This is a genomic window from Calothrix sp. PCC 7507 (assembly GCF_000316575.1).
GTDB lineage: Bacteria > Cyanobacteriota > Cyanobacteriia > Cyanobacteriales > Nostocaceae > Fortiea.
Window position 1 is genome coordinate 6,060,043 of record NC_019682.1, and the last position, 21,595, is coordinate 6,081,637.

General features: G+C 36.9%; 20 protein-coding genes. 5 read left to right on the plus strand and 15 right to left on the minus strand.

What is annotated here, in order from left to right; all coding sequences use genetic code 11:
• Nucleotides 1-27: 27 nt before the first annotated feature.
• The 5 genes from CAL7507_RS25960 (at nt 28) to CAL7507_RS25980 (ending at nt 4,885) form a co-directional block, all read left to right on the plus strand.
• A complete protein-coding gene (locus CAL7507_RS25960; protein WP_015131460.1) occupies nt 28-594 on the plus strand; it encodes a Uma2 family endonuclease in 567 nt (188 codons plus the stop codon).
• A gap of 205 nt (nt 595-799) precedes the next feature.
• Nucleotides 800-1,357, plus strand: a complete 558-nt coding sequence (locus CAL7507_RS25965) for a type IV pilin-like G/H family protein (RefSeq protein ID WP_015131461.1) — start codon at nt 800-802, stop codon at nt 1,355-1,357.
• Nucleotides 1,358-1,675: 318 nt separating this feature from the next.
• Complete coding sequence (locus tag CAL7507_RS25970; RefSeq protein WP_015131462.1) at nt 1,676-3,895, plus strand: hypothetical protein; 2,220 nt, start codon at nt 1,676-1,678, stop codon at nt 3,893-3,895.
• Between the two features lie 247 nt (nt 3,896-4,142).
• Nucleotides 4,143-4,562, plus strand: a complete 420-nt coding sequence (locus CAL7507_RS25975; RefSeq protein ID WP_015131463.1) for a XisH family protein — start codon at nt 4,143-4,145, stop codon at nt 4,560-4,562.
• The gene (locus CAL7507_RS25980; protein WP_015131464.1) at nt 4,550-4,885 is read left to right on the plus strand and encodes a XisI protein; all 336 of its coding nucleotides are present in this window, start codon (nt 4,550-4,552) and stop codon (nt 4,883-4,885) included. The genes CAL7507_RS25975 and CAL7507_RS25980 overlap by 13 nt, the downstream gene beginning before the upstream one ends.
• On the opposite strand, the gene CAL7507_RS25985 is transcribed toward CAL7507_RS25980, so the two are convergent.
• From CAL7507_RS25985 to CAL7507_RS26055, 15 genes are all read right to left on the minus strand, one after another.
• Nucleotides 4,882-8,967: a glycosyltransferase gene (locus CAL7507_RS25985; RefSeq protein ID WP_015131465.1), complete on the minus strand. Its 4,086-nt coding sequence runs from the start codon at nt 8,965-8,967 to the stop codon at nt 4,882-4,884. The two genes, CAL7507_RS25980 and CAL7507_RS25985, sit on opposite strands and share 4 nt — an antisense overlap.
• A gap of 118 nt (nt 8,968-9,085) precedes the next feature.
• Nucleotides 9,086-10,138: a pseudaminic acid synthase gene (gene pseI / locus CAL7507_RS25990; protein WP_015131466.1), complete on the minus strand. Its 1,053-nt coding sequence runs from the start codon at nt 10,136-10,138 to the stop codon at nt 9,086-9,088.
• Nucleotides 10,139-10,142: 4 nt separating this feature from the next.
• A complete protein-coding gene (gene pseH / locus CAL7507_RS25995; RefSeq protein WP_015131467.1) occupies nt 10,143-10,703 on the minus strand; it encodes a UDP-4-amino-4,6-dideoxy-N-acetyl-beta-L-altrosamine N-acetyltransferase in 561 nt (186 codons plus the stop codon).
• A complete protein-coding gene (locus CAL7507_RS26000) occupies nt 10,690-11,607 on the minus strand; it encodes a phytanoyl-CoA dioxygenase family protein (protein ID WP_015131468.1) in 918 nt (305 codons plus the stop codon). Before CAL7507_RS26000 ends, pseH begins: the two co-directional genes overlap by 14 nt.
• A 58-nt stretch (nt 11,608-11,665) precedes the next feature.
• Nucleotides 11,666-12,706 (minus strand): UDP-2,4-diacetamido-2,4,6-trideoxy-beta-L-altropyranose hydrolase, encoded by a 1,041-nt coding sequence (pseG, locus tag CAL7507_RS26005; protein ID WP_015131469.1) that lies wholly within the window; start codon nt 12,704-12,706, stop codon nt 11,666-11,668.
• The gene (locus CAL7507_RS26010) at nt 12,707-13,702 is read right to left on the minus strand and encodes a bifunctional 2-polyprenyl-6-hydroxyphenol methylase/3-demethylubiquinol 3-O-methyltransferase UbiG (protein ID WP_015131470.1); all 996 of its coding nucleotides are present in this window, start codon (nt 13,700-13,702) and stop codon (nt 12,707-12,709) included.
• Nucleotides 13,703-13,721: 19 nt separating this feature from the next.
• Complete coding sequence (locus CAL7507_RS26015) at nt 13,722-14,498, minus strand: phytanoyl-CoA dioxygenase family protein (protein ID WP_015131471.1); 777 nt, start codon at nt 14,496-14,498, stop codon at nt 13,722-13,724.
• Between the two features lie 58 nt (nt 14,499-14,556).
• Complete coding sequence (locus CAL7507_RS32835; RefSeq protein ID WP_015131472.1) at nt 14,557-15,741, minus strand: N-acetyl sugar amidotransferase; 1,185 nt, start codon at nt 15,739-15,741, stop codon at nt 14,557-14,559.
• Between the two features lie 24 nt (nt 15,742-15,765).
• Complete coding sequence (gene hisF / locus CAL7507_RS32840; protein ID WP_201447862.1) at nt 15,766-16,575, minus strand: imidazole glycerol phosphate synthase subunit HisF; 810 nt, start codon at nt 16,573-16,575, stop codon at nt 15,766-15,768.
• The gene (gene hisH, locus CAL7507_RS26030; RefSeq protein WP_015131474.1) at nt 16,547-17,188 is read right to left on the minus strand and encodes an imidazole glycerol phosphate synthase subunit HisH; all 642 of its coding nucleotides are present in this window, start codon (nt 17,186-17,188) and stop codon (nt 16,547-16,549) included. Before hisH ends, hisF begins: the two co-directional genes overlap by 29 nt.
• A 9-nt stretch (nt 17,189-17,197) precedes the next feature.
• Complete coding sequence (locus CAL7507_RS26035) at nt 17,198-17,812, minus strand: pseudaminic acid biosynthesis-associated methylase (protein WP_015131475.1); 615 nt, start codon at nt 17,810-17,812, stop codon at nt 17,198-17,200.
• A 20-nt stretch (nt 17,813-17,832) separates the two neighbouring features.
• Complete coding sequence (locus CAL7507_RS26040) at nt 17,833-18,573, minus strand: cytidylyltransferase domain-containing protein (protein WP_015131476.1); 741 nt, start codon at nt 18,571-18,573, stop codon at nt 17,833-17,835.
• The gene (gene pseC / locus CAL7507_RS26045; protein ID WP_015131477.1) at nt 18,570-19,775 is read right to left on the minus strand and encodes a UDP-4-amino-4,6-dideoxy-N-acetyl-beta-L-altrosamine transaminase; all 1,206 of its coding nucleotides are present in this window, start codon (nt 19,773-19,775) and stop codon (nt 18,570-18,572) included. The genes CAL7507_RS26040 and pseC overlap by 4 nt, the downstream gene beginning before the upstream one ends.
• A complete protein-coding gene (pseB, locus tag CAL7507_RS26050; protein ID WP_042341601.1) occupies nt 19,733-20,722 on the minus strand; it encodes a UDP-N-acetylglucosamine 4,6-dehydratase (inverting) in 990 nt (329 codons plus the stop codon). Before pseB ends, pseC begins: the two co-directional genes overlap by 43 nt.
• 80 nt (nt 20,723-20,802) lie before the next feature.
• Nucleotides 20,803-21,207 (minus strand): M48 family metallopeptidase, encoded by a 405-nt coding sequence (locus tag CAL7507_RS26055; RefSeq protein ID WP_015131479.1) that lies wholly within the window; start codon nt 21,205-21,207, stop codon nt 20,803-20,805.
• Between the last annotated feature and the right edge of the window lie 388 nt (nt 21,208-21,595).

Genomic DNA, 21,595 nt, shown 5'->3' on the forward strand with positions numbered 1-21,595 from the left:
AGATACAGAAATGTTATCTGGTGTGTTATGTCCCTCACCATTACAGACTTAGAGCAGCTACAAACCGAGCATCCAGAATGGCAGATGGAGCTGGTAGAGGGGAAAATCATAGTTATGGGGCCATCAGATTACGAGTCAGAGGAAATTGGCGATCGCCTAATTACCTTCTTGAATAACTGGGTGATGTCGCGCAAACTAGGGCGAGTGACTGGCTCCAGTGCTGGGTTTATTTTTCCAAGTATAGAAGAAGGCAACTCGGAAAGAAGAAACTTACGTGCTACTGACGTGTCTTTTGTGCGGGCTGACAGACTCAAAAAGACTAAGCGCGACTTTGCGGAGTTGGTTCCAGACTTGATGGTTGAGATTAAATCCAAAAGCGACAGAATTAAACCCCTTGAAGAGAAAATTCAACTATTCTTGCAACTTGGCTCTACAGTAGGCATGTTGATTGACCCAGACAAATTAACAGTAACGGTTTACAGACTCAACCAAACCCCAGAAGTGATGCAGAATGGCGACACACTCACCCTAGCAGACTTGTTACCTGGTTGGGAGCTAGCAGTAACAGAACTATGGCCACCTGAGTTTGAATAAATTACTCCCAGAATCGAAATCGAGAAAACAGCCCTTGGTGAAGAAAACCAGGGGCTTAATGATGTTTGTGCGTTTTTAGATGTCAGGATTCTGGATTGCTGAAATTTATTTCGGGAAACTTTTTTACCCAGGTGATAGGAAAGCGATCGCAAGTGGGTAAGTTACATTTAGAGCCGGCGATAAACACGCTTCTGGGAAAATACTTATGAAAACCGAACTTAAAGCCAAATTTTTGCATCACATCCTTCAAAAAAAGAAAGAAGATGAGGGTTTTACACTCATTGAATTGTTAGTTGTTATTATCATCATTGGTATTCTTTCTGCGATTGCTTTGCCTTCTTTCTTGAACCAAGCTAACAAAGCTAAACAGTCAGAAGCGAAAACTTATACAGGTTCTATGAACCGCGCCCAACAAGCATTTTACTTGGAAAATAATCAATTTGCAGCCCAAGCTGACTTTGGTAAATTAGGTCTTGGGGTGGCAACACAAACCACAAATTATATCTACAAAATTTCTGGCGGTGGTACTGGTACTCCTAGCTTAGTAACTAACCAAGCAAGTACAGTAGTTAGTACAGCACCTCTCAAAACTTATGTTGGTGGTGTGAGCATAGCAACCCAATCTGCTACTAGTGAAGCTACTACCATAGCTATTTTGTGTGAAGCAGACAAGGCAAGAGTTAACGGTGGTTCAGATGTAGCAGATACTACCGCTGGCGCAAACGGACCTTCTTGTCCCGCTAACTTCACTTCTTTAAAATAAGTAGAGAAATCACTTACTACATGAGAACACAGTTTGTCTGAACCACTTCATCTCAAAGTTAATTATTCATGTAGTTTGGATTGAACTAAATTAGGTATTTTTCAAAGTGGGTAGATTCTTCTATCCACTTTGTTTCTGTTATGTGAGTCATTCACAATATAGAATTCCTATTTGATTTTTGAAATATCCGTACGGTGGGCGTTGCCCACCAAAACCCGTAAATGGTGGGCGTTGCCCACCCTACATATACTTAATTTTTTTCAAAAATAATTTAGGATTCCTATATTTTATCGCCCATAATTTTTCACAAAAAATACAATGATTACTGATACATACAACTGGCAAAATCAGGCTGAACAATACTTTGCACAAGCAAACTATCTGCAAGCAGCAAGATTATACGAACAAGCCATAACTGTAGAACCAAATACTATTTCTTATTACTGGCGATTAGGATTGATATTGCTATTACAAGGGGAAGAAGCAGAAGCACAAATGACTTGGATGCTGCCAATGACAGAGGCAGATGAAGAACAGTTACAAATTTGGACAGATGAACTATTTCAATTTTTGCAAATAGAAGCAGAAAGGCGCGAAAACCTAGCGGAATACTCTATAGCTTGGTTAATTCGTCAGCATATGCGAGAAATTAATCCTATTGAGATCAATAATTTACTTCACATTGCGCTGATTTCCCTTAATTTAGAAAAAATTGAAATAATTGAGGAGCTGCGTGAGTGGGGATTGCTTCAGGCTTTAAACCAAAAAGAAGGCACAAATGTCAACACCGAACTATTAATCCAAGTTTTACAGGAAGTATTAACTAAAATTCCTTTACATCCAATAAACTTAGATTTAGCAGAAGCTTGTTTACCTTACTTTTCTGATACTTATAAATGCTTCGATATACTGCTTACGGCTGCTCTAAAAATTGGTCATACTTTACTACAGCCAAAGCTAGCAGCATCTCTTCTTGATTTGCATTTGCGATTAGAGCCAGAAAATGTAGAAATTTTGCGCCATTTAGCGACTTTTTATCAAGATGCTCGTAATTATTCTCAAGGGATAGAGACAGCTAGATTGTGTTATTCGCTATCAGAAGGTTTAGCTGATAAAATTTTTGCACTTCATTTGCTGTTGCGGGGTTTAATGTCAGCAGGGGGATATTGGAGAGAGATATGTGAGACTTGCAAAGAATTAGAAAATGTGTCTCAACAGTTTATCCAAGCCCAACCAATTGCTTTAGAAGAAGGCAGAATATTACGGTTGCTGACACCATCTTTTGCCATACCTCACATTAAAGATGCTCCTGCTCATTTTCGAGTGATTCATAATAAATTAGCCGACATTTTTCATGGTGACATTCAAGCTCTGGCTGAGTCTGAAAACAAAAATTATGATCACAAAAATATCAAGAATCGAGATTTTGTATCTGCCACTAAAAAATTAAAAATTGGTTATATTTCTTACGCTTTAAGAAATCATTCAGTCGGTTGGCTAGCTCGCTGGTTATTTCAGCATCATAATCAGGATAAGTTTGATATTCATACCTATTTTGTTAACTATCAATTAATAGACGACTATATCCAGCAGTGGTATGTAAATAATGCGGGAACGGCTCATAAATTGGGTATGAATGGTTTAAGAATTGCCGACCAGATATATCAAGATGAAATTGATATTTTAGTTGACCTTGATAGTATTACTCTAGATATTACTAGTGAAGTGATGGCACTTAAACCAGCCCCAATTCAAGTTACTTGGCTGGGTTGGGATGCATCAGGTATCCCTGCAATCGATTACTATATTGCAGATCCTTATGTTTTACCAGATGATGCACAAAATTACTATACAGAGAAAATTTGGCGATTACCGCAAACTTACATAGCAGTTGATGGTTTTGAAGTTGGTGTACCAACTCTCCGGCGCGAGGACTTAGATATCCCGACGAATGCTGTTGTGTATCTTAGCGCCCAAAGAGGATATAAACGCCATCCAGAAACAACTAGGTGGCAAATGCAAATTCTTAAACAAGTACCTGATAGTTACTTTTTGATTAAAGGACTGTCTGAAGAAGAAGCCATTAAACGCTTCTTTTATCAAATTGCGGAAGAAGAGGGTGTAGATTGCTCTCGATTACGATTTTTACCCCAAGTTTATCTAGAGTCCGTTCATCGCGCTAATTTAGGAATTGCTGATGTTGTATTAGATACATTTCCTTACAACGGAGCTACAACAACTTTAGAAACATTGTGGATGGGTATCCCCTTGGTGACTAGAGTTGGCGAACAATTTGCGGCGCGTAACAGCTACACCATGATGATAAATGCTGGTATAACTGAAGGCGTTGCCTGGACTGATGCAGAATATATAGAATGGGGTGTGCGCTTGGGGAAAGATGAGGCTTTACGTCAGCAAGTCACTCTGAAGCTGAAAGCATCGCGGCAAACAGCCCCATTGTGGAATGGCAAACAGTTTACCCGTGAGATGGAAAAGGCTTACGAGCAGATGTGGCAAAGGTATATTGAGGGGAAATAAGTCAACTTAACGTTAAATCGGCGGTTAGAAACCGCGTCTACACAGGCAAAACCCACCTCCGTGGGTTAAGAAATCCTTGATTTATTAGTCCACAGAGGTGGACTTTGTTTGTGTAGCCGCGAATTCTATTCGCCCTGGATCTATCTTGACATGCATGAGCAATGCTGTGCCTCTACCGCGTGGTCTATTTACCTGAAAATTACTGTAAGAGATAATATAAAAATAAGAAATAGGATTATGGATAAGTATGTCTGCTAAAGATGTCTTTCATGAAGTTGTCAAAAAAGCTTTGCAGAAGGATGGTTGGCAGATTACTCATGATCCCCTGCCAATTAGCGTAGGTGGTGTGAATGTCTCTATTGATTTAGCTGCTGAAAAACTCATTGCGGCAGAACGGGAAGGGGAAAAAATTGCTGTGGAAGTCAAAAGTTTTTTGGAGAAATCATCTGCCATCTCAGAATTCCATACAGCATTGGGACAGTTTATCAACTATAGAGGCGCATTAAGGCGAAGACAGCCAGAGCGTGTTTTGTATTTAGCAGTACCTTTGACAACTTATAAAACATTTTTTCAACTTGAATTTCCCCAAGCCATGATTGAAGAGAATCAAGTCAAAATGATTATTTATGATGTAGAGCAAGAGGTGATTTTTAAATGGAAAAACTAGCCCACTATCGCCAGATAGTGCAGCAGATATTAGAGGAGTATAGTCAGCAAAAACCCGCTGATGGCAATATAGATGTTGAGAATATTTTTGATATAAAACGTGATCATTACCAAGTAGTACATGTAGGCTGGGAAGGTCAAGATTGGGTACATAGTTGCATCATCCATATTGATATTAAGGTTGGAAAAATTTGGCTGCAGTGGAATGGCACAGAAGACGACATTGCAGCAAATTTGGTTACTATGGGAGTTCCTAAAGAGGATATTGTGTTAGGGTTTCAGTCTCCATTCATGAGGAAGTTTACAGAATATGCAGTGGGTTAAACAGGCGTCATCTCTAATTTAGATGCGATCAAGCTATCTACATCGTAGGATGGAAGATTTTCTGCTTTTGCTTGGGCGATCGCCTCTTGGTTATCTATTGCTAAAGCAATTCGATGTTCAATTCTTGGCAATAGAGTTTCCCATTGTTTTTGACTTAGCTTTCCTAGCAGAGAAATTTCTGGTCCCTCAGTTATATCTACATCATCTTCCATGAGCAAATTCATGGTTAAAGACGATAAAAGCATATCAGCTTCTTCTTCAGAAATATTGTGAGTATCTATCAGTAGAGTTAAATTATTTTTATATGGGTGAGTAGTCAGAGTAGAAATTACGCCCGCTAACCCTTCATATAATAATTCTTCTGGCTGTAACCAGTCTGGGAAAATAATCAGGTTGATATCTCCTAAGCGGAAATTTTGACTCAGAGTATCTGCAAGATATTTACTGAATAGTTCTTGGAAGAGATTACCTATTTTTGCTGAGTAAGCGCGACTATCAAGAAAACTAGGATTACCCTGCATTTTTTCTTTGATTTGAGCGCTTTTTTGTTGACGTAATATAGGGTTATTGCCGAGTGCGATCGCTAATTGAATATAAGACTCTTCACTATCTGCCACTAAATCAGCAATCTCCAATGCTTGCACCATTGCAGCCCCCATTGCAGAGCGAAAACTAGTTCCCTGTCTACTGACTACTGGCAGATTAATTTGTAGTGGCTCCACTAGAGAAGTTGTTCCCGAAAATGGATAAGAATCAAGATAGATATCAGCACTTTTAAAGTATTCCTTCACATCCTCTCGATTGGGTACTGGTTGAGGATCTAAGACTATTAATCTTTCTGCTAAAATTTCATACTTTGAAAACACTTGCTTCAGTTTATTTTCAAAATATTTTTTAGGATAAGCATTTGACCAATTAGGCCCAAAGGGTAGCAAAATCAGCACTGAATTCGGAACTTTAGCAATTATTTTTGCCCATGTCTCAACTAGTTCAGGGATAATTTTAAAGAAGTTAGCACCAGAGCTAAAAATAATAGTTTCTTCAGAGATACCCAAACTTTCTCGATTCACTTTGACAGTAGCATTGTCTCGTTCAGTACCATAACTAAAGCAATGAGCAGATCCTGCTATTCTTACGAGCTTTTCTTGATATTGCTGCTCTGCTGTTACTGATGGATCTGTTAATGTGCCAGAAATATAGTAGTCTATATTCCGCATTCCAGTTGTCACAACTGAACCACCACTTGTAGCTTGTATTCTAGCCAATCTATGCATTGATAAAAGGCAGATTTGATTGGTTACTACCGTCACATTGGTAGCAATGAATAATACATCTAAGTCATCAGCACGAATAGTATTTACTTGTCCTGCCAAATCTTGCGGTAGCAGCTTAAAGAAGTTTGCACAACTTTGGCAATATTGCTCTAGAGGATGACCAGTTTGGTTAAGAGAGTACAATATAACTTCAAAGTCTCTACTGATATATTCATAAATAGGAAGGTACGCAAAAGTTTCTGCTGCGGGTGAAAAATGTGATGCTAGAATCCCAAGCCTGATTTTTTTTCTATTTACAGGTCGTTCTGCAAACTCATAATCGACTTGATAACCATTAATTTTCAAGAAAAAATCTAGTATTTCTGCACGTTTGACATAGATACTTTTCAGATTATTCTCATTGAAATATATAGAAATAAAATTAGCTATTAAAGCAAAGTTGTTAACTATTTCATGCCATAACGGAGAATCAGAATTTTTGAATAAACATGTATGCAAGTAATCAATCCAACCCTGCATATAGTGATAGTAATTATCTGCTTCTCCCGGCTCTTGAAAGTAGACTGGAGAGGAAAATAGGAATTGCAGATAGTCCTTAAGCAACCAATGAGGTATAGAAGAGAGGTCATGCTGTAATGGCAACTGATCAGCACGGTAATACAGCATAGCTGCTAGTAAATGCTGGATTGCTTTTGGCTGCTGTAGACCTTGAGCTACATTTTTAAATAGATCATTAACAAAAGTCTGTTCTTCACTAGTCAAGCACTCATATTTGATGCTACTATTCAGTAGCATCTTATGTGTTTTACCTAGCAGACCTACATAAATATCTTTTATCTGCTCATCTGAAATATTCAGCCATTCTTCTGCTATTTGTCTTCGTGAATGACGCAATTCATCATTCTGTTGACTTAAAGTTGCGTATTTGTAAAGAGCTTGTTGTCTGGTCGCTAGAGGATATCGTGTATCGCTGTAAATTGTCTGAAATAGTTTTTGATAATCTAATAAAATAGCATCCTTTAAATTAGCATTTCGGCGAGTTTGTTGTTGTGGATGTATTCTAAAGTGAGATAAAACTTGGTTAACAAAACCAACTTTGTATTGGCTCATTATTCTGAGCCACATTTCTAAATCTACAAGTTGACAAAACTCAGAATTAAATAATCCTACTTTTTCAAAAACCTCTTTTCTAATTAGTACAGTGCTTGGTTCACCAATCTTATTAATTGGATCATCAAGTATATTTAGGTCTTGCAACAGTTCTTGTCCTAATTGAACTGGATTTAATGTTGACCAAGCTTTGTATATATCCTTAGCTTCATGATGCATTAAAAAGTTTGAATCATAGACAGTATCGCCAGTATTAGTGAAGAGTGTTCTCGGCGAAAATACTAAACCTATTTCTTCATCTTGTTCAGCTAAAGTCACCATTGCTTCAATAGCATTTGGCTCTAATAAGTCATCTTGAAATAAAAACTTTATATATTTGCCTTTAGCTTGAGAAATACAGAAATTCCAATTATTTGCTAATCCATATCTCTCATGTTTATTAATTGTAAAACTAATATTAACTTTATTTAGAATGAGTTTAATAAGCTCTATTGTTTTATCACTAGAATTATCATCGGAAATAATAATTTCTATATAAGGATAAGTTTGAGATGTTATACTAGAAATAGCTTCTAGTATAAATGAATCTCCATTAAAAGTGGGAATACAAAGACTAACCAAAGGTAATTCCTTTGTGTTGTATAATGTGCGTTCTTTTAAGGTATTTAGCTTATTAGATTGGTTGGGTTGAAAAAGGCTATCTCTTTTTAAGTCGCTATCAAATGCAGCTTTATGAGATGGAGAAAAAAGTCTGGATTTAGTTTTATCCCCAAACAGAAGTTCAGCATCAATTAACTGTTGACGAAGTTCTAGACTTGATTTCAAATTCTTAGCACCAAGGTAGTAATCAACTATCGCCATTTGTGCTGGTGTAGTCTGAGGTTGGGGCACAGCAAAAAGTGACTTTAAAGCTAATTCTCTATCAGGAGGTGTATGTGCGATGTCATGTTTGAGTAGAGCTTCGCTTTGAGCTGTGTAAGTACTCTCAATTGAATTTAGGTGAAAGTAAGAACAACCAGATTTGATAGAATAAAATATGTGTGTTCCTAGCTCATTGCCAGAAGCATAGCGATACATGGAACAAAGATGATAAAAACGGAATAAAAAATTAGGGTCAAAAACATGTCCAGCAGAAACTATTTGTATTCCTCTTTTTTGAAATGGAATATGCCTACCTAAGTTAAAATCTTTCCAATAAAGACATACTGTAACAGGTTGATATTCATCATCAAGATGTATTAATTCTTCTGCGAGGGCTTCAAAGTCCATTTGAACTGTAACGTAACCAGTGGAGTGAGAAGGGAAAAAGATAGTTCCACTGCGATTAGGTTTTGGTTCTCTTTTCAGAATTTCTGTTGCATATAAAAATGGTGATGCTGCTGGGATAATACTTTTTTTAGGTTCGCAGTTTTTAACTGCGTTAATATATACATCTTCTCGATAACTTGGATAACAATATATATTAAGCAAAGGAGATTCTATCTCTGCTTGCCATAGATGGTTGTTGCTCAAATCTGGTCCATGTACCAATAAAACTTTTAACGGATATTTTTGAGGAAAATTTACGTATTTCTTGATAATCAAATCCATGCCATAAAAAGAATTTCCAAAAAATACTTCATTAGTTTGTAATGGTCGGTCAGCACATAGTAGAGCGAGGTCTTTTTGACTGGCAATTACATCTTCTATAGTTAACATTTTGGATTTCCGTATTTTAGTATTCTATCGATTGAAAAAGTACTAGGTTCCTAATATATCTAAAAAATCTCTTGTTCTCAGATTTTTAACAACTTAGGGTGATCGCCTTAGCTTCTAACTAACTTACCCAATCCCATCTAGCTGGTGTTCCTCTTTTGACATCTTGTTTGATTTGTTTACCAAGGAGAAAATCGTAATACTTTGGTGGTAAGCCAAGACCAGGACGTATTGCTTTCAGATTCTCCGGCGTAAATATATCTCCCGTCTTCATGTCTTGGGTAATGTAGAGCGATCGCCTAAAATTTAACGATGCTTTCTCCGCTTCTGTCGGGCCGTAATTTACCTTACCCAGCGCTTCCCAAGCTCTTTGAGTCTCAACAACTAGTTGATGCATTTCTTCTGGTTCCATTGAAAAAGCGGAATCAACACCACCATCAGCTCGACAGAGAGTAAAGTGTTTCTCAATAAATGTCGCTCCTAACGCAACACTTGCAACAGCAACACCAATTCCCATTGTGTGATCCGATAACCCCACCTGTACATTGAACAAATCACGCAAATGGGGGACGGTTAGTAAGTTGGTATCCTTTGGTGTAGCTGGATACGAACTCGTGCATTTGAGTAATATCAAATTCTGACAACCAGCTTCCCGTGCTGTCCGCACTGTTTCATCTAACTCTGAAATTGTCGCCATACCAGTGGATATAATCATCGGTTTACCAGTACTGGCAATTTTGCGAATTAGAGGCAAATCAGTATTTTCAAAAGAAGCGATTTTATAGCAAGGTACATTCAATGATTCGAGAAAATCCACAGCAGTAGCATCAAAGGGAGTACTAAAACCAATGATTCCTAGTTCCTTACACCGATCAAATATAGGTTTATGCCATTCCCAAGATGTATAAGCTTTTTGGTATAGCTGATACAGTGATTTACCACTCCACAAACTTTGAGAATCATTAATATAAAATTCACCCTCGTCTATATCTAAAGTCATTGTGTCGGCAGTATAAGTCTGGATTTTCAGACCATGTACCCCAGCTTTCGCCGCTGCTTCAACAATTTCTAGAGCTACGTCTAATGATTGGTTGTGATTACCAGACATTTCAGCAATTATAAAAGGCCTGTGGAAATGACCTATATTATATTGCTGGATTTTTATTTCATTCATAGAGTTATTTTTGTGAAAAACATAATTTTTCTAATTTAGGTTTAGTGATTATCCATTCATCAACTAATAGAGCCATGCTTATGACATCTTCGTATGTATTATTTTTTAATATATGCTGCTTAAAGTAACCTTCTTCTCTAAAACCAAACTTTTTGTGTAACTTAATAGTTGTCAAGTTAAATACGAAAACTTCACAGCATAACTTCCTAATTTTCAATTCTTCAAAAACGTATTCCAAGAAAAGAAATTCCATGACTGCTCCACTACCAAAAGGTACGTTTTCATCGCCTAAATAAAAAGCCCAAGAACATTTTTGGTTAACTCTATCTATTTGAGTAGCATTAACTACTCCTAATGAACGCCCCTTAAACTCAAATACCTTATAAACAGCATTATTATCTAAAGATATTTTTTTAAACCATTCTCTATGTTCCTCTATACTAATAATATGGTCAGTGTACATATTGGTACGAATACGCTCAGAATTACGCCATTCCAAGACCTGCTCTAAATCTGACTCATTCAAGGCTCTGAGTCGGTAATCTTCACTCTTAGGTTTTTCCATTAATGATATTTCCTCTTACAATAGATTTACCTACATCACTAATATCAACCCTTGTACTCTCAAGAGACAAAGGGGCATTTATTTTACTATTTACATAGTCTAAAAATGTCTTTGAAGCAGTTGCAGATTTGGCAATTATATAGCGCAAAGATATTCTAGAACGAGATATTAATGTCGGTTGAGTACCATGCAAAAAACAAGGATGCCAAAACCAGACATCACCAGCAACCCCTGTTAATGTATGACACTGCAAGAGTTTATGATTACCTCGGCGATCTGAATATTTCCAACCATTAGGAGCGTGTTCACTACGTACTAAATCATGAGGAAATGTTGTAGCTCCAAATTTATGGCTTTCAGGCAGTATAAACAAAGGAGAATCTAATTCAGAAACCTCATCTAAATATACATAAAGAGTAATAAAATCTGAGGAACGTTTTTTATAATCAATTATATCTTGGTGAAAATCTATTCCTTGGAAATAAGTAATATCTCGATATTCTGGTTTGATAAAACATCCTACATTCGCAACTGGAATATCTTGAATTTCTGATAATACCCAGTGAGGTATCCACTGCTTTGGCAATCCACAAATTACTTTTTTGATGACAATATAATAATCATCGCCTAACAATTCTGTTAGTAGTGGATAAAGAATTGTACTTTGTTCTATAAAACTGAGATCAATTTCTTCTAGAAGATTTCTGCCAGGTATGGGATTTACACCTTTGTACTGGGGATTATCACGAAAATCTGCTTCATCTAGGAACAAGTCTAGACCAAAGTTCCTAGTTTTTTTTATATATTCTAGTACTTGTTTGCACTTTTCTTGATTGATAACCTGATTGAGAGAAAGGTAGCCTTGCTCAACTAATTGTTCGAACTGATAAGACCTGAGTTTCATAGTTTTGAGACTCCAATAAATAATATCTCCTAAAAATTATCATCTGTATGATTGCACGTTAAGTTGAGTTTTTGCCTGTCAAAAACATGACAACTCTATCAGCCCCTTGACCATCAACCAAACCTAACCCGCATTTGGTCATTTCTAATCGTGTTTGATCTGATACAAGTAACTGTGAAACTACGTCTGCTATGTTGATAGCTGAAATATTTTGATGCCAACCTAGATTTATGGCTACTCCCATTGCATTTAATTTTTGGGCGATCGCTTGTTGGTTTTCTGCCAAAATTAGAATCAAACTGGGTAAACCCATAAAAGCTAGTTCCCAGCAAGTACTACCACCAGCAGTTACCCCTAAATCAGCCCAAGCCATTAACTCAGGCATATTTGTAACATTCCTTTTTATTTGAATTGGAAACTTTAATGCTTGTGACGCTAATTTCAATTGTTCATAATGAGGATTATTTCCGCCGACAACAACCACAACCTCTAGTTTTTGAACTGATAGTAGCTGTAACCCTTTAATCACTTTCAAAGTGACGTTATCAGGGTCAGCACCTCCCATTGTAATTAGTAGCTTATGGGCTATATTCGGGTTTATTCGTTGCCATCCTTGCCACTGCCAAAACTCCTGTCGCAATAATGTATAGCATGTGCCAAGTAATAATTGAGTGTAAGCTTCTCGATTTGTATATAAACTTTCATGGGCAGAAACGTTTTGATTTAAGATAATATTGGCATAGTAATGTTTTGAGTGTCCATAATCATCAATAAATAAAAGCTTTAACCCAGAATTTTTAATTATTAGTTGATATTCTGCGTCAAAATGATAGCCATCTACTACAATCCATTGACAACTTAGCTGCTGTGCCAAATTTGATATTTCTTGAGCATCTTCATTACTTCCCGGCAATGATTTTAAGTAAACAACTTGTATGGCTTGTGATATTAATCGAGAGGCTAAAACTGACGCTTGATTATTTATGCAGAAAACAACTGCCCCTTGATTTTTTTGCCAGGTCTGGGCTAAAGCAAAACAACGCATTAAATGACCTGTACCAATTTCACTTGAAGCATCTGTACGAATTACCAAATTCATCTAAGGCTTCCTAGCTACCAGCAACATATTTGATGAGAGTTGATTTTCCGATAAAAATTTCTGGAAAGCTTCGCCTTTACTTTCCCACTCATCCATTAATATTTGTTTTAAAAAAGGTTGATTATTCACATCAAATTCACCAGAAATAATTTTGTTGCGTACTAATTCAGCATCCAACTGCCCTGGAGTTTGCCTCTCAATAACTTCAAAACCACAAGATTCTAATAAAATCGTTAAGGAGTGAATATTGAACAAATTAATATGTTCATTATCAACAGAACTAGAAATGTTTCCTAAAGTTGCTATATCAAATCCTTTGACATTAGGACAAGTTAAAATAAATATTCCTCCTTCAACTAGAAATTCATAACACTTCAATACAAATTCTTTAGGCGAGAATAGATGCTCAATTACTTCAAAATTAACAATTACATCAATGCGGCTATTCCCAAAATCAATTTGTTCTATAGGTTTTTCAATTACCTCTATACCACGATGACGACAGGTTTCAGCTAGATCTGGAGTAGGTTCTACCCCTAACACTCTACGGAAGACACCAGTTTTTTTAATCTCTTCGCAAAAAATACCAAATCCTGTTCCCACCTCTAATATCGTGTCTGTTGATACATTAAATCTGTGACAAATATCAATAACTTTTTGAACTCTTGGCTTGAAAATTTTTTCTCTTCTTGTAGCTTCAGATGCTGGAAATATATATTTATTCCAATAGGCATAATTTTTTGAGTATTTATAATACTCTTCCAGATGTTCTGGTCTAGGTCTTGGATTAGCGTAAACTGTTTCACATTCTCGGCAAATTACAAACTGAATACCGTACTTTTCATAAATGCGATCGCTATTTGTTGAACAGCAAGCAGGACAAGCAACAGATATAAAATCATTTTTGTACTTTAGTAAAAGATTTATATCATCAGCTAATATTGCAGCTTGTCCTGCTAATAATTCTTTTGGGCGAATGTCTGCTTCTTTAAACATAATTTTTTGATTTTATTAATTAAGCAAGTATTAATCCGTTATCTCTAACTAGTTGTAGAAAATCTTCTTGATATTGATAATCTTTCAAATAGTGATAACTTGGTCGGCTATAAATAAATTTTTTATAGCTAACAACATACTTATTATTGGCACTACAGGCAATAAAAATTGCAAGTTTCTGCTTTGAATCTGGTATCAAATTTACAGAACATTTTGTTGGTAGCGAGGCTTGATGATTAATGCGAAAATCAAATAAAATCAAGTCACCAGCTTTACTTTGAACTGAATGAATATACGGTGGTGGCGTAATTTTTGACCAAAAATCATGCGCTGCACTATTTGTTGATAGATCAGGATACAGATGAGAACCTGGAATCACATCAAGACCACCACCATATTCATCATTATCTTGAAGATATATTGCTGCTTCTATCATTAAATAATTAGGTTGCCATTGAAACTGGAGTCCCGCAGCTTCTTGTGATGTTGTATCTTTATGCCAAGTTGAATAAAAAGATTTATGTGCCCCGATTTCAGGAAGATAAACAAAGTCGTTTCCTAATAAAGACTTTAAAGCAGAGACGATAGGCTGATGTATAACTAGCCACCTAAATTCTTGATATCTATTGCAAATATCATTCCGTAAATGATCAGTATCTCCTTCAAATGTGATTTTTGAGTTGAACAAATTAATAAGAGAATTTCTTAATTCTACAACTTGCTCTTTTTCTAAAACAGATGGTACTAGTAGAAATCCATCTTTGTGGAACTGTTCTATTTGACTATTAGTAAGCATATTTAACCTTGTTTTCTTGGCAATTCAACCTATTTTTTGTGCTAATTTTTTACAGTTTTTAACTTTGATGAACAGAGCCATAAGCTGATGGTTCTCCCCAAATGTTATCTTTTACCCACTGTCCATCCTCAATACGCCACACACGGCGATCGCGAAAAGTATCACAAATGTAGTCAAACTCCTCTTCAGTCATATCCACGTACTTCAACCAGCGTTCTAAATCTCGACGAGGCTTGACATGATCGTACTTTCTTACCATCTCAATTCCCTGCTCACGGGTCATAATGCCGGGTCGAATATCTCTACATGCATGATCTGATCCACGTCCATAGCCGAATTTAATAAACTTTAGATAATCATGTATGCCGTTTTCGTGCATATCATCTAAGTTAGATATTCTGCGGTAAGTACGCTCAAAAGGTTGCTCTGCTGGACGCCACCCATAGAGTTCCGTCATCAGCTTAGTTTGTTGATTTCCTTCCCAGTCTAGAAAGTTGAATAAGTAGAGGCCACGCACCCCTACTTGATCAATCTCTTCATCAGATGGATACTGTCCCCACATCAAATTTTTAGCTGTCAAACCTTCTTTGACTTCAGAACGCCCCAGCTTTTCCAAACCATCATCGGTGAAATCATCCCAGTCATATCCTCTAAGGTTATGCTCTAGACGATGTTTGGCGGTAAACTCCACTAAGTCATTGTAGGAATACATACCTCCCAAATCCATAAAGCCGTGTTCACCCCACAAGAGCAACGGTACTTTGTAACGAACTGCGACTTGAATAGGTACTGTAAAAATGCCGCAGTGTGCGTGCCAGTTCATATCACCCTGTAGCTTGAAACCAACACGATTCATTTTAATCAGCGCATCCACACTGGGGCGAACAATTATGTGGTCGCAATCAAATACCTCGCGCATACGATAAAGATTGTATTCACCTTCAGGGAGATAGTTGTTACCGTGATAGGTTACTAAAAGTGCCTTGAGTCCTAATTCTTTAACCGCAATGTGAGTCTGAAAGTAACTATCTTTACCTCCACTAACTGGGATAACAATGTCATAGTTACTATCACTACGATACTCATCAGTAAGTTCTTGTAACCATTGCCAGCGCTGCTCCCAATTTATAGACTTTTTCTGTTCATGAACACGACACCCAGAACAAACTCCTTCCTCATCAAACATTAAAGGAACTGCACTTGATGAAGGATAAACACATTTTGTACAATATTGAACTGACATAATTTATCTTCCTTTCTGAATTGTTTACAACCTAACTTCAACACCAGCCTTTGCCAATGCCCGCTTTCCTCCTCTATCTGATAATTCCTTAAAATGCCAAATATTAGCAGCAGCAACAGCAGAAGCACCAGCTTTTATACCTTCTACATAATGCTCATATCTACCAACGCCACCACAAGCAATAACTGGGATTTTAGTGTTAGAGGTAACTACATTGATGAGTTCTAAATCATAGCCTTGTCCAGTCCCATCACGATTTATACTATTCAGTAAAATCTCCCCTGCTCCTCTTTTTTCTGCTTCTTTAGCCCAGTCTTCAGGTTTCATACCTGTAGGCTTACTACCACCATCAATAAAAACCTCTGTTTCTCCACTAGGATGTCGAAACACATCAATACTAACTACAATTGCTTGACTACCTAAAAAGTTTGCAGCTTGAGTAATTAAATCTGGATTTTCTACTGCTGTAGTATTGATTGTAATTTTATCAGCACCTCTACTAATTATTTGTTGCATCTGGTCAATTGTACGAATTTTTCCTCCCCAAGTTAACGGCATAAAACAAGTTTTACTAACTTCCTCTAATATTGTTAGTGGTTCTGTTAAATCTTTAATTTTGTGGTCATCACGACGTAAGTCGTATGTGTGGTTTTGACTAATATCGAGATATATTAATTCATCAATATTCCATTCGTTAAAACGTTTAACTTCATGAATAGGATTACCAATAATTTGATGGACTTTAAACAACTCGCTACGAACTAGTAAGCCATTTTTTAGGAGTAAAATAGGTATAAGTCTTTTTTTAAGCATTATCTTTAATTTTGGAATCAATAAAATTTTTCAATACTTTCAATCCACTTTTTTGACTCTTTTCTGGATGAAATTGAGTTGCATATATATTACCTTTTTGAATACTAGAAATAAACTCTAAACCATGAGAAGTAACTCCACAAACTATACTCGTATCTTCTGGATAGAATACATAGCTATGCACAAAATAAAAAACTTGAGAATCACCTAAACCAATATACAAATCGTCTTTATTTAAAAAGTGAACATCATTCCATCCAATATGAGGTACTCGGATATATGATTCGTTAGTTTCTAACCGTTTAACAGTTCCAGGAATCCAATTTAAGCCTTTGTGAAAACCATGTTCAGTTCCAGCAGTCGCTAATAACTGCATACCCAGACAAATTCCGAGAAATGGTTTACCATTTTCTATAACTTCTTTTTCTAGAATATTTACCCAACCAGCAGCTTGAAGATTTTTTATACCATCACCAAAAGCGCCAACACCAGGTAAAACTATATGGCTAGCTTGATATAAATCCTCTGGCTTTTTGGTAATAAATGCAGGATATTTGAGAGATGCAAAAGCATTAGCAACTGAACGTAGATTACCCATTCCATAGTCAATAATTGCAACCTTATTTTGATTCATAAAAATTACCTAAACGACCTTTTCCATTAAAAACCAAGTTGTGTTGTCCCATGTTGGATGTATTTGCTGCCATAGAAAACCATAGTCAATAACTAATAATTTTCCCTGATGATATTCAATCAAATCACTGGCAAAATCGCGCTTAAATAGCTTACCTGTATGACCTCTATAATTAATCTCTACTGGTTGAGGATTATAATATTCGTTGATTAGAATATATCGAGATGAAGAATCATAAATTTTACGATAAATTATAGGAAGATCGTCAGGATTAATATGGATTAAAACTCCTGATGTGAATAACAAGTCAAATTTTTTATTCGCTTCAAATTCCTGAATTGATGATTGTATAGCTTGAATCCCTGTAATTGTCTTTAATTCAGAAAAGGCTGCATGATTTAGCTCAACTCCAGTAAGTTCAAAATTAGAGCTTAAACTAGCGATCGCCTGAAGATTGTGACCACGATTTGCACCTAGTTCACAAATTGTCCTAACACCATAAGTCTTTTGCAAAACTTGGGCAAAAAATGGTTGGCGCTGTTCTGGCAAGACTTGATTTCTTGTGGTGTATTCATTACCAAATTCACTTTCCCAGAATAATTCTTGTTCTGTTTTATATCTCATAATTTACTTACATTAATCATCTATAGTTCTTTCTGCTTCACATTAACATTGAGTTTGACTAACTCTGGTTTCGCTCCCAAAAGAGCTATTACTTCATCAGTGGTAAATATTTCTTCCTCTCGATATAAATATGCATAGACTGCTTCTATTAATTTCCAGTCGTCTGCGGTATCCAAAGTCCAGCGATAATTAGATATATCATCATCATTTGTCTGGTTATGTAACGCAAAAATTTCAGGATGCTCGTATATGTAAGGCGTAACGTGTTCCCTTTCGTAAGGCTTTTGTGCTTCTACAAACGCTTTTTCTAAGACTTCAAAAGTAAAAATCTCGGCATCCAAACCACGGGGATAGCTGCGATTTAAGCAATTACTCAAGTAATCTATTTGTAAACCCTCAACTGTTTCAGTTTTGAAGTATTCCAACATCTGTGAAAGAACTTCAGGATCAAACAGTGGACAGTCAGAAGTTACTCTTACCACCACAGCAGTGTTATGTGCTTTAGCTGCTAAATAGTAACGCTCTAGGACATCTTCCTCACTTCCCCGAAACCATTTAGCTCCACATTTTTCTGCTTCTACTACAATCACATCATCAGCTAAACAAGTAGTTGTTGCCACAATTATTTCATCAACTAATGGACAAGCTTGAATCCGACATATTACATGTGCTAGAACAGTCTTGCCACAGAGTTGTTTCATGACCTTCCCAGGTAGACGAGTAGATCCCATACGAGCTTGAATAATAGCAACAATTCTCATAACATAATCTCTTGCAGTGTCTTGACTACTCTTTCTTGGTTTTCTTGGGTTAAGCTGTAGTACAAAGGAAGGGAAATTGCTTCCTGGTAATACTTCTCAACTTGAGGGAAGTCTCCCCACTTAAAATTTAGTTGCTGATAATAAGGTTGTGTGTGAACAGGAATATAATGCAAATTCACACCAATTCCTGCGTCGCGAAGTTCTTCAAATATTTGTCGATGAGTTTTATTAATCTTATCTAGCTTGAGCCGAATTACATAAAGATGCCAGCTAGACTCGGAATCTGGATGTTGCCACGGCAGTATTAATGGCAAATCTTGTAATAGTTGATTATAGCGGTTGGCTAAAAACCAGCGATGTTCTACAAACTCGTTTAACCGTTGCATCTGACTAGCACCCAATGCTGCCTGGATATCAGTCATACGATAGTTGAAACCCAATTCTAGTTGCTGATAGCACCAAGAACCGTGAGAGTTTTTTTGCATTAAATTTGGATTGCGAGTTATGCCATGATTTCGCAGACGAATTAACTTTTCATGCAATTCTTTTTGATTTGTTAGCACCATACCGCCTTCGCCAGTTGTAATAATTTTCACTGGATGAAAGCTAAAAACAGTCATATCAGAAAATTGGCACGAACCAATAGGTTTTCCCTGATATCGTCCACCAATTGCATGAGAAGCATCTTCGATAATTTTGAAACCATATTGTTTCGACAAAGCTGCAATTTTTTCCATCTCGCAGGATTGCCCTGAAAAATTTACAGGTATTAATATTTTTGGTGAATATCCTTGCTTTTTTGCCTTAACTAACTTGCTTTCTAATTCATCTATGCTCAGATTGTAGGTATTAGGGTCAATATCAACAAAGTCAACCTTTGCACCACAATAAAGCCCACAATTAGCTGAAGCGACAAAGGTATTTGGTGATGTCCAAAAAATATCTTCCTTCCCTAAACTAGCTGCAAGACAAGCAATATGTAATGCAGCTGTTGCACTAGAAACTGCTACAGCATACTTCGCCTCACAATAGTTAGCAACAGCTTGCTCAAACCTCTCTATAGCTGGGCCTTGAGTAATCCAGTCTGAGTGCAAAACGGCAATTACAGCATCAATATCTTCTTGACTAATATCTTGTCGTCCATAGGGAATGTAGTCATTCATTGCTTCAGCATATCCAGTAGTTGAAAACCTCTTAGCCATTCTGTATTGATTTCAGAGCTATATTCAAATCCTTCGGGAACTGGGATTCCTCTTTCACTCAAAACGTTGCAGGTGTAATCAACAGCATGAACGCATTCAATAGTTGGTTTAATCACATAATGATCAGCAAACTCTAAAGCTAAATGTGAAGCTTCAGCAGAAAACATGGCTTCATGTAGCTTTTCTCCTGGTCTAATGCCCACAATTTTAGTTGGGACTCCTGGTGCAAGTGTTTCAGCTAAGTCTGTAATTTTCATGGAAGGAATTTTAGGTACAAATATTTCCCCTCCATGCATTCTTTCAAAGCTTTTAAATACTAAATCTACACATTGTTGGAGTGTAATCCAAAATCGGGTCATACGTGGATCTGTGATGGGAATCTCTGTAGCTTTTTCTTGAATCAGCTTTTGAAACAAGGGTACAACTGAGCCTCTTGAACCAACTACATTGCCGTAACGAACTACAGCAAACCGAGTTTTTAATGAACCAACAATGTTATTTGCAGCAACAAAAAGTTTATCAGCAGCTAGTTTTGTTGCTCCGTAGAGATTAATTGGATTGACGGCTTTATCTGTGGAAAGTGCAATTACCTTGTCTACATTTTGCTCAATTGCAGCATCAATAACATTGTTACCGCCATAGATATTTGTCTTAATACATTCCATTGGGTTGTATTCAGCTGCAGGGATTTGTTTAAGTGCAGCAGCATGAACTACATAGTTCACATCCCGCATTGCTAGACGTAGCCGATCGCGATCGCGCACATCCCCAATGAAATAGCGCATCGCTGGAGCGTTAAACTCCTGTGCCATTTCATACTGCTTCAGTTCATCCCGTGAATAAATGATGACTTTCTGAGGTTGATATTGACTGAGAATCGTTTTGACTAATTGTTTCCCGAAGGAGCCTGTACCACCAGTGATCAGAATAGATTTATCGTTAAACATTTTGCGATTTTTAGTAATCTCAAGATTAAATTTTTGCCAAAAATATTTTGATGAAGGCGAAAGCATTTATTAGGAGCTAGTTATTTGGGTGGGCGATCGCCTTTGCTTTCTTGTTTCTGCAACTTCTCTAATAACGCTTTATACTCTTGCCGTTCAGGGTGCAACTTCACCAATTTTTTCAAAGGTTCCATAGCACCCTGCGTATCCTTCAAACCTAGCCGCACATTTACCAACCCCTCCAGCGCCACTTGGTTCTCTGGTTCCCGCTGTAACACTAGTTCAAAACCTTGCACCTGTTGCTGTAATGTGGCTTCTGGAGACTTAACGACTGTCTTGGGTTTCTCAATCGCTTGTTGGACTGCTGGAACTGCCGCAAACACTATGGAGCCAAGAAACGACACAATGGACACTATTGTTAAAAATCTTTGTCGTCGCTGAATCTGTTTGCTACGGTTAATTAGATATTCTTCTCCGGAACCAGCCATACTGCAATAGATGCTGTGGTAAATACTTAGGTAACAGCAAGTCTCTTGTTATGAGGATACCCACAGCTTTATAGAAACTAACATCTTGGCTAAAAATGTTTTACACAAAATTCAAAGGCTGACTCTGAATAGAGGTCTGGCTTATGGTAAGCACTGCAGATGCATTTCTGGTGGCAAAATAAAATTTATATAAAGATTTGCGGTAAGATTGTTTATGCTCAAATGTTTGCGATATTCTGAATAGCGTCTAGATAAATGTAGAGAAAGATATTCTTTCGCCACTTAAAAAACTCTCAGGATAGCCCGTAACACATGGGTTCTTCAAACCATACTCGCTTTCCAGCAAACACAGCAAATAAAATCTTACAAGTCGTTCTTAACTGTGACA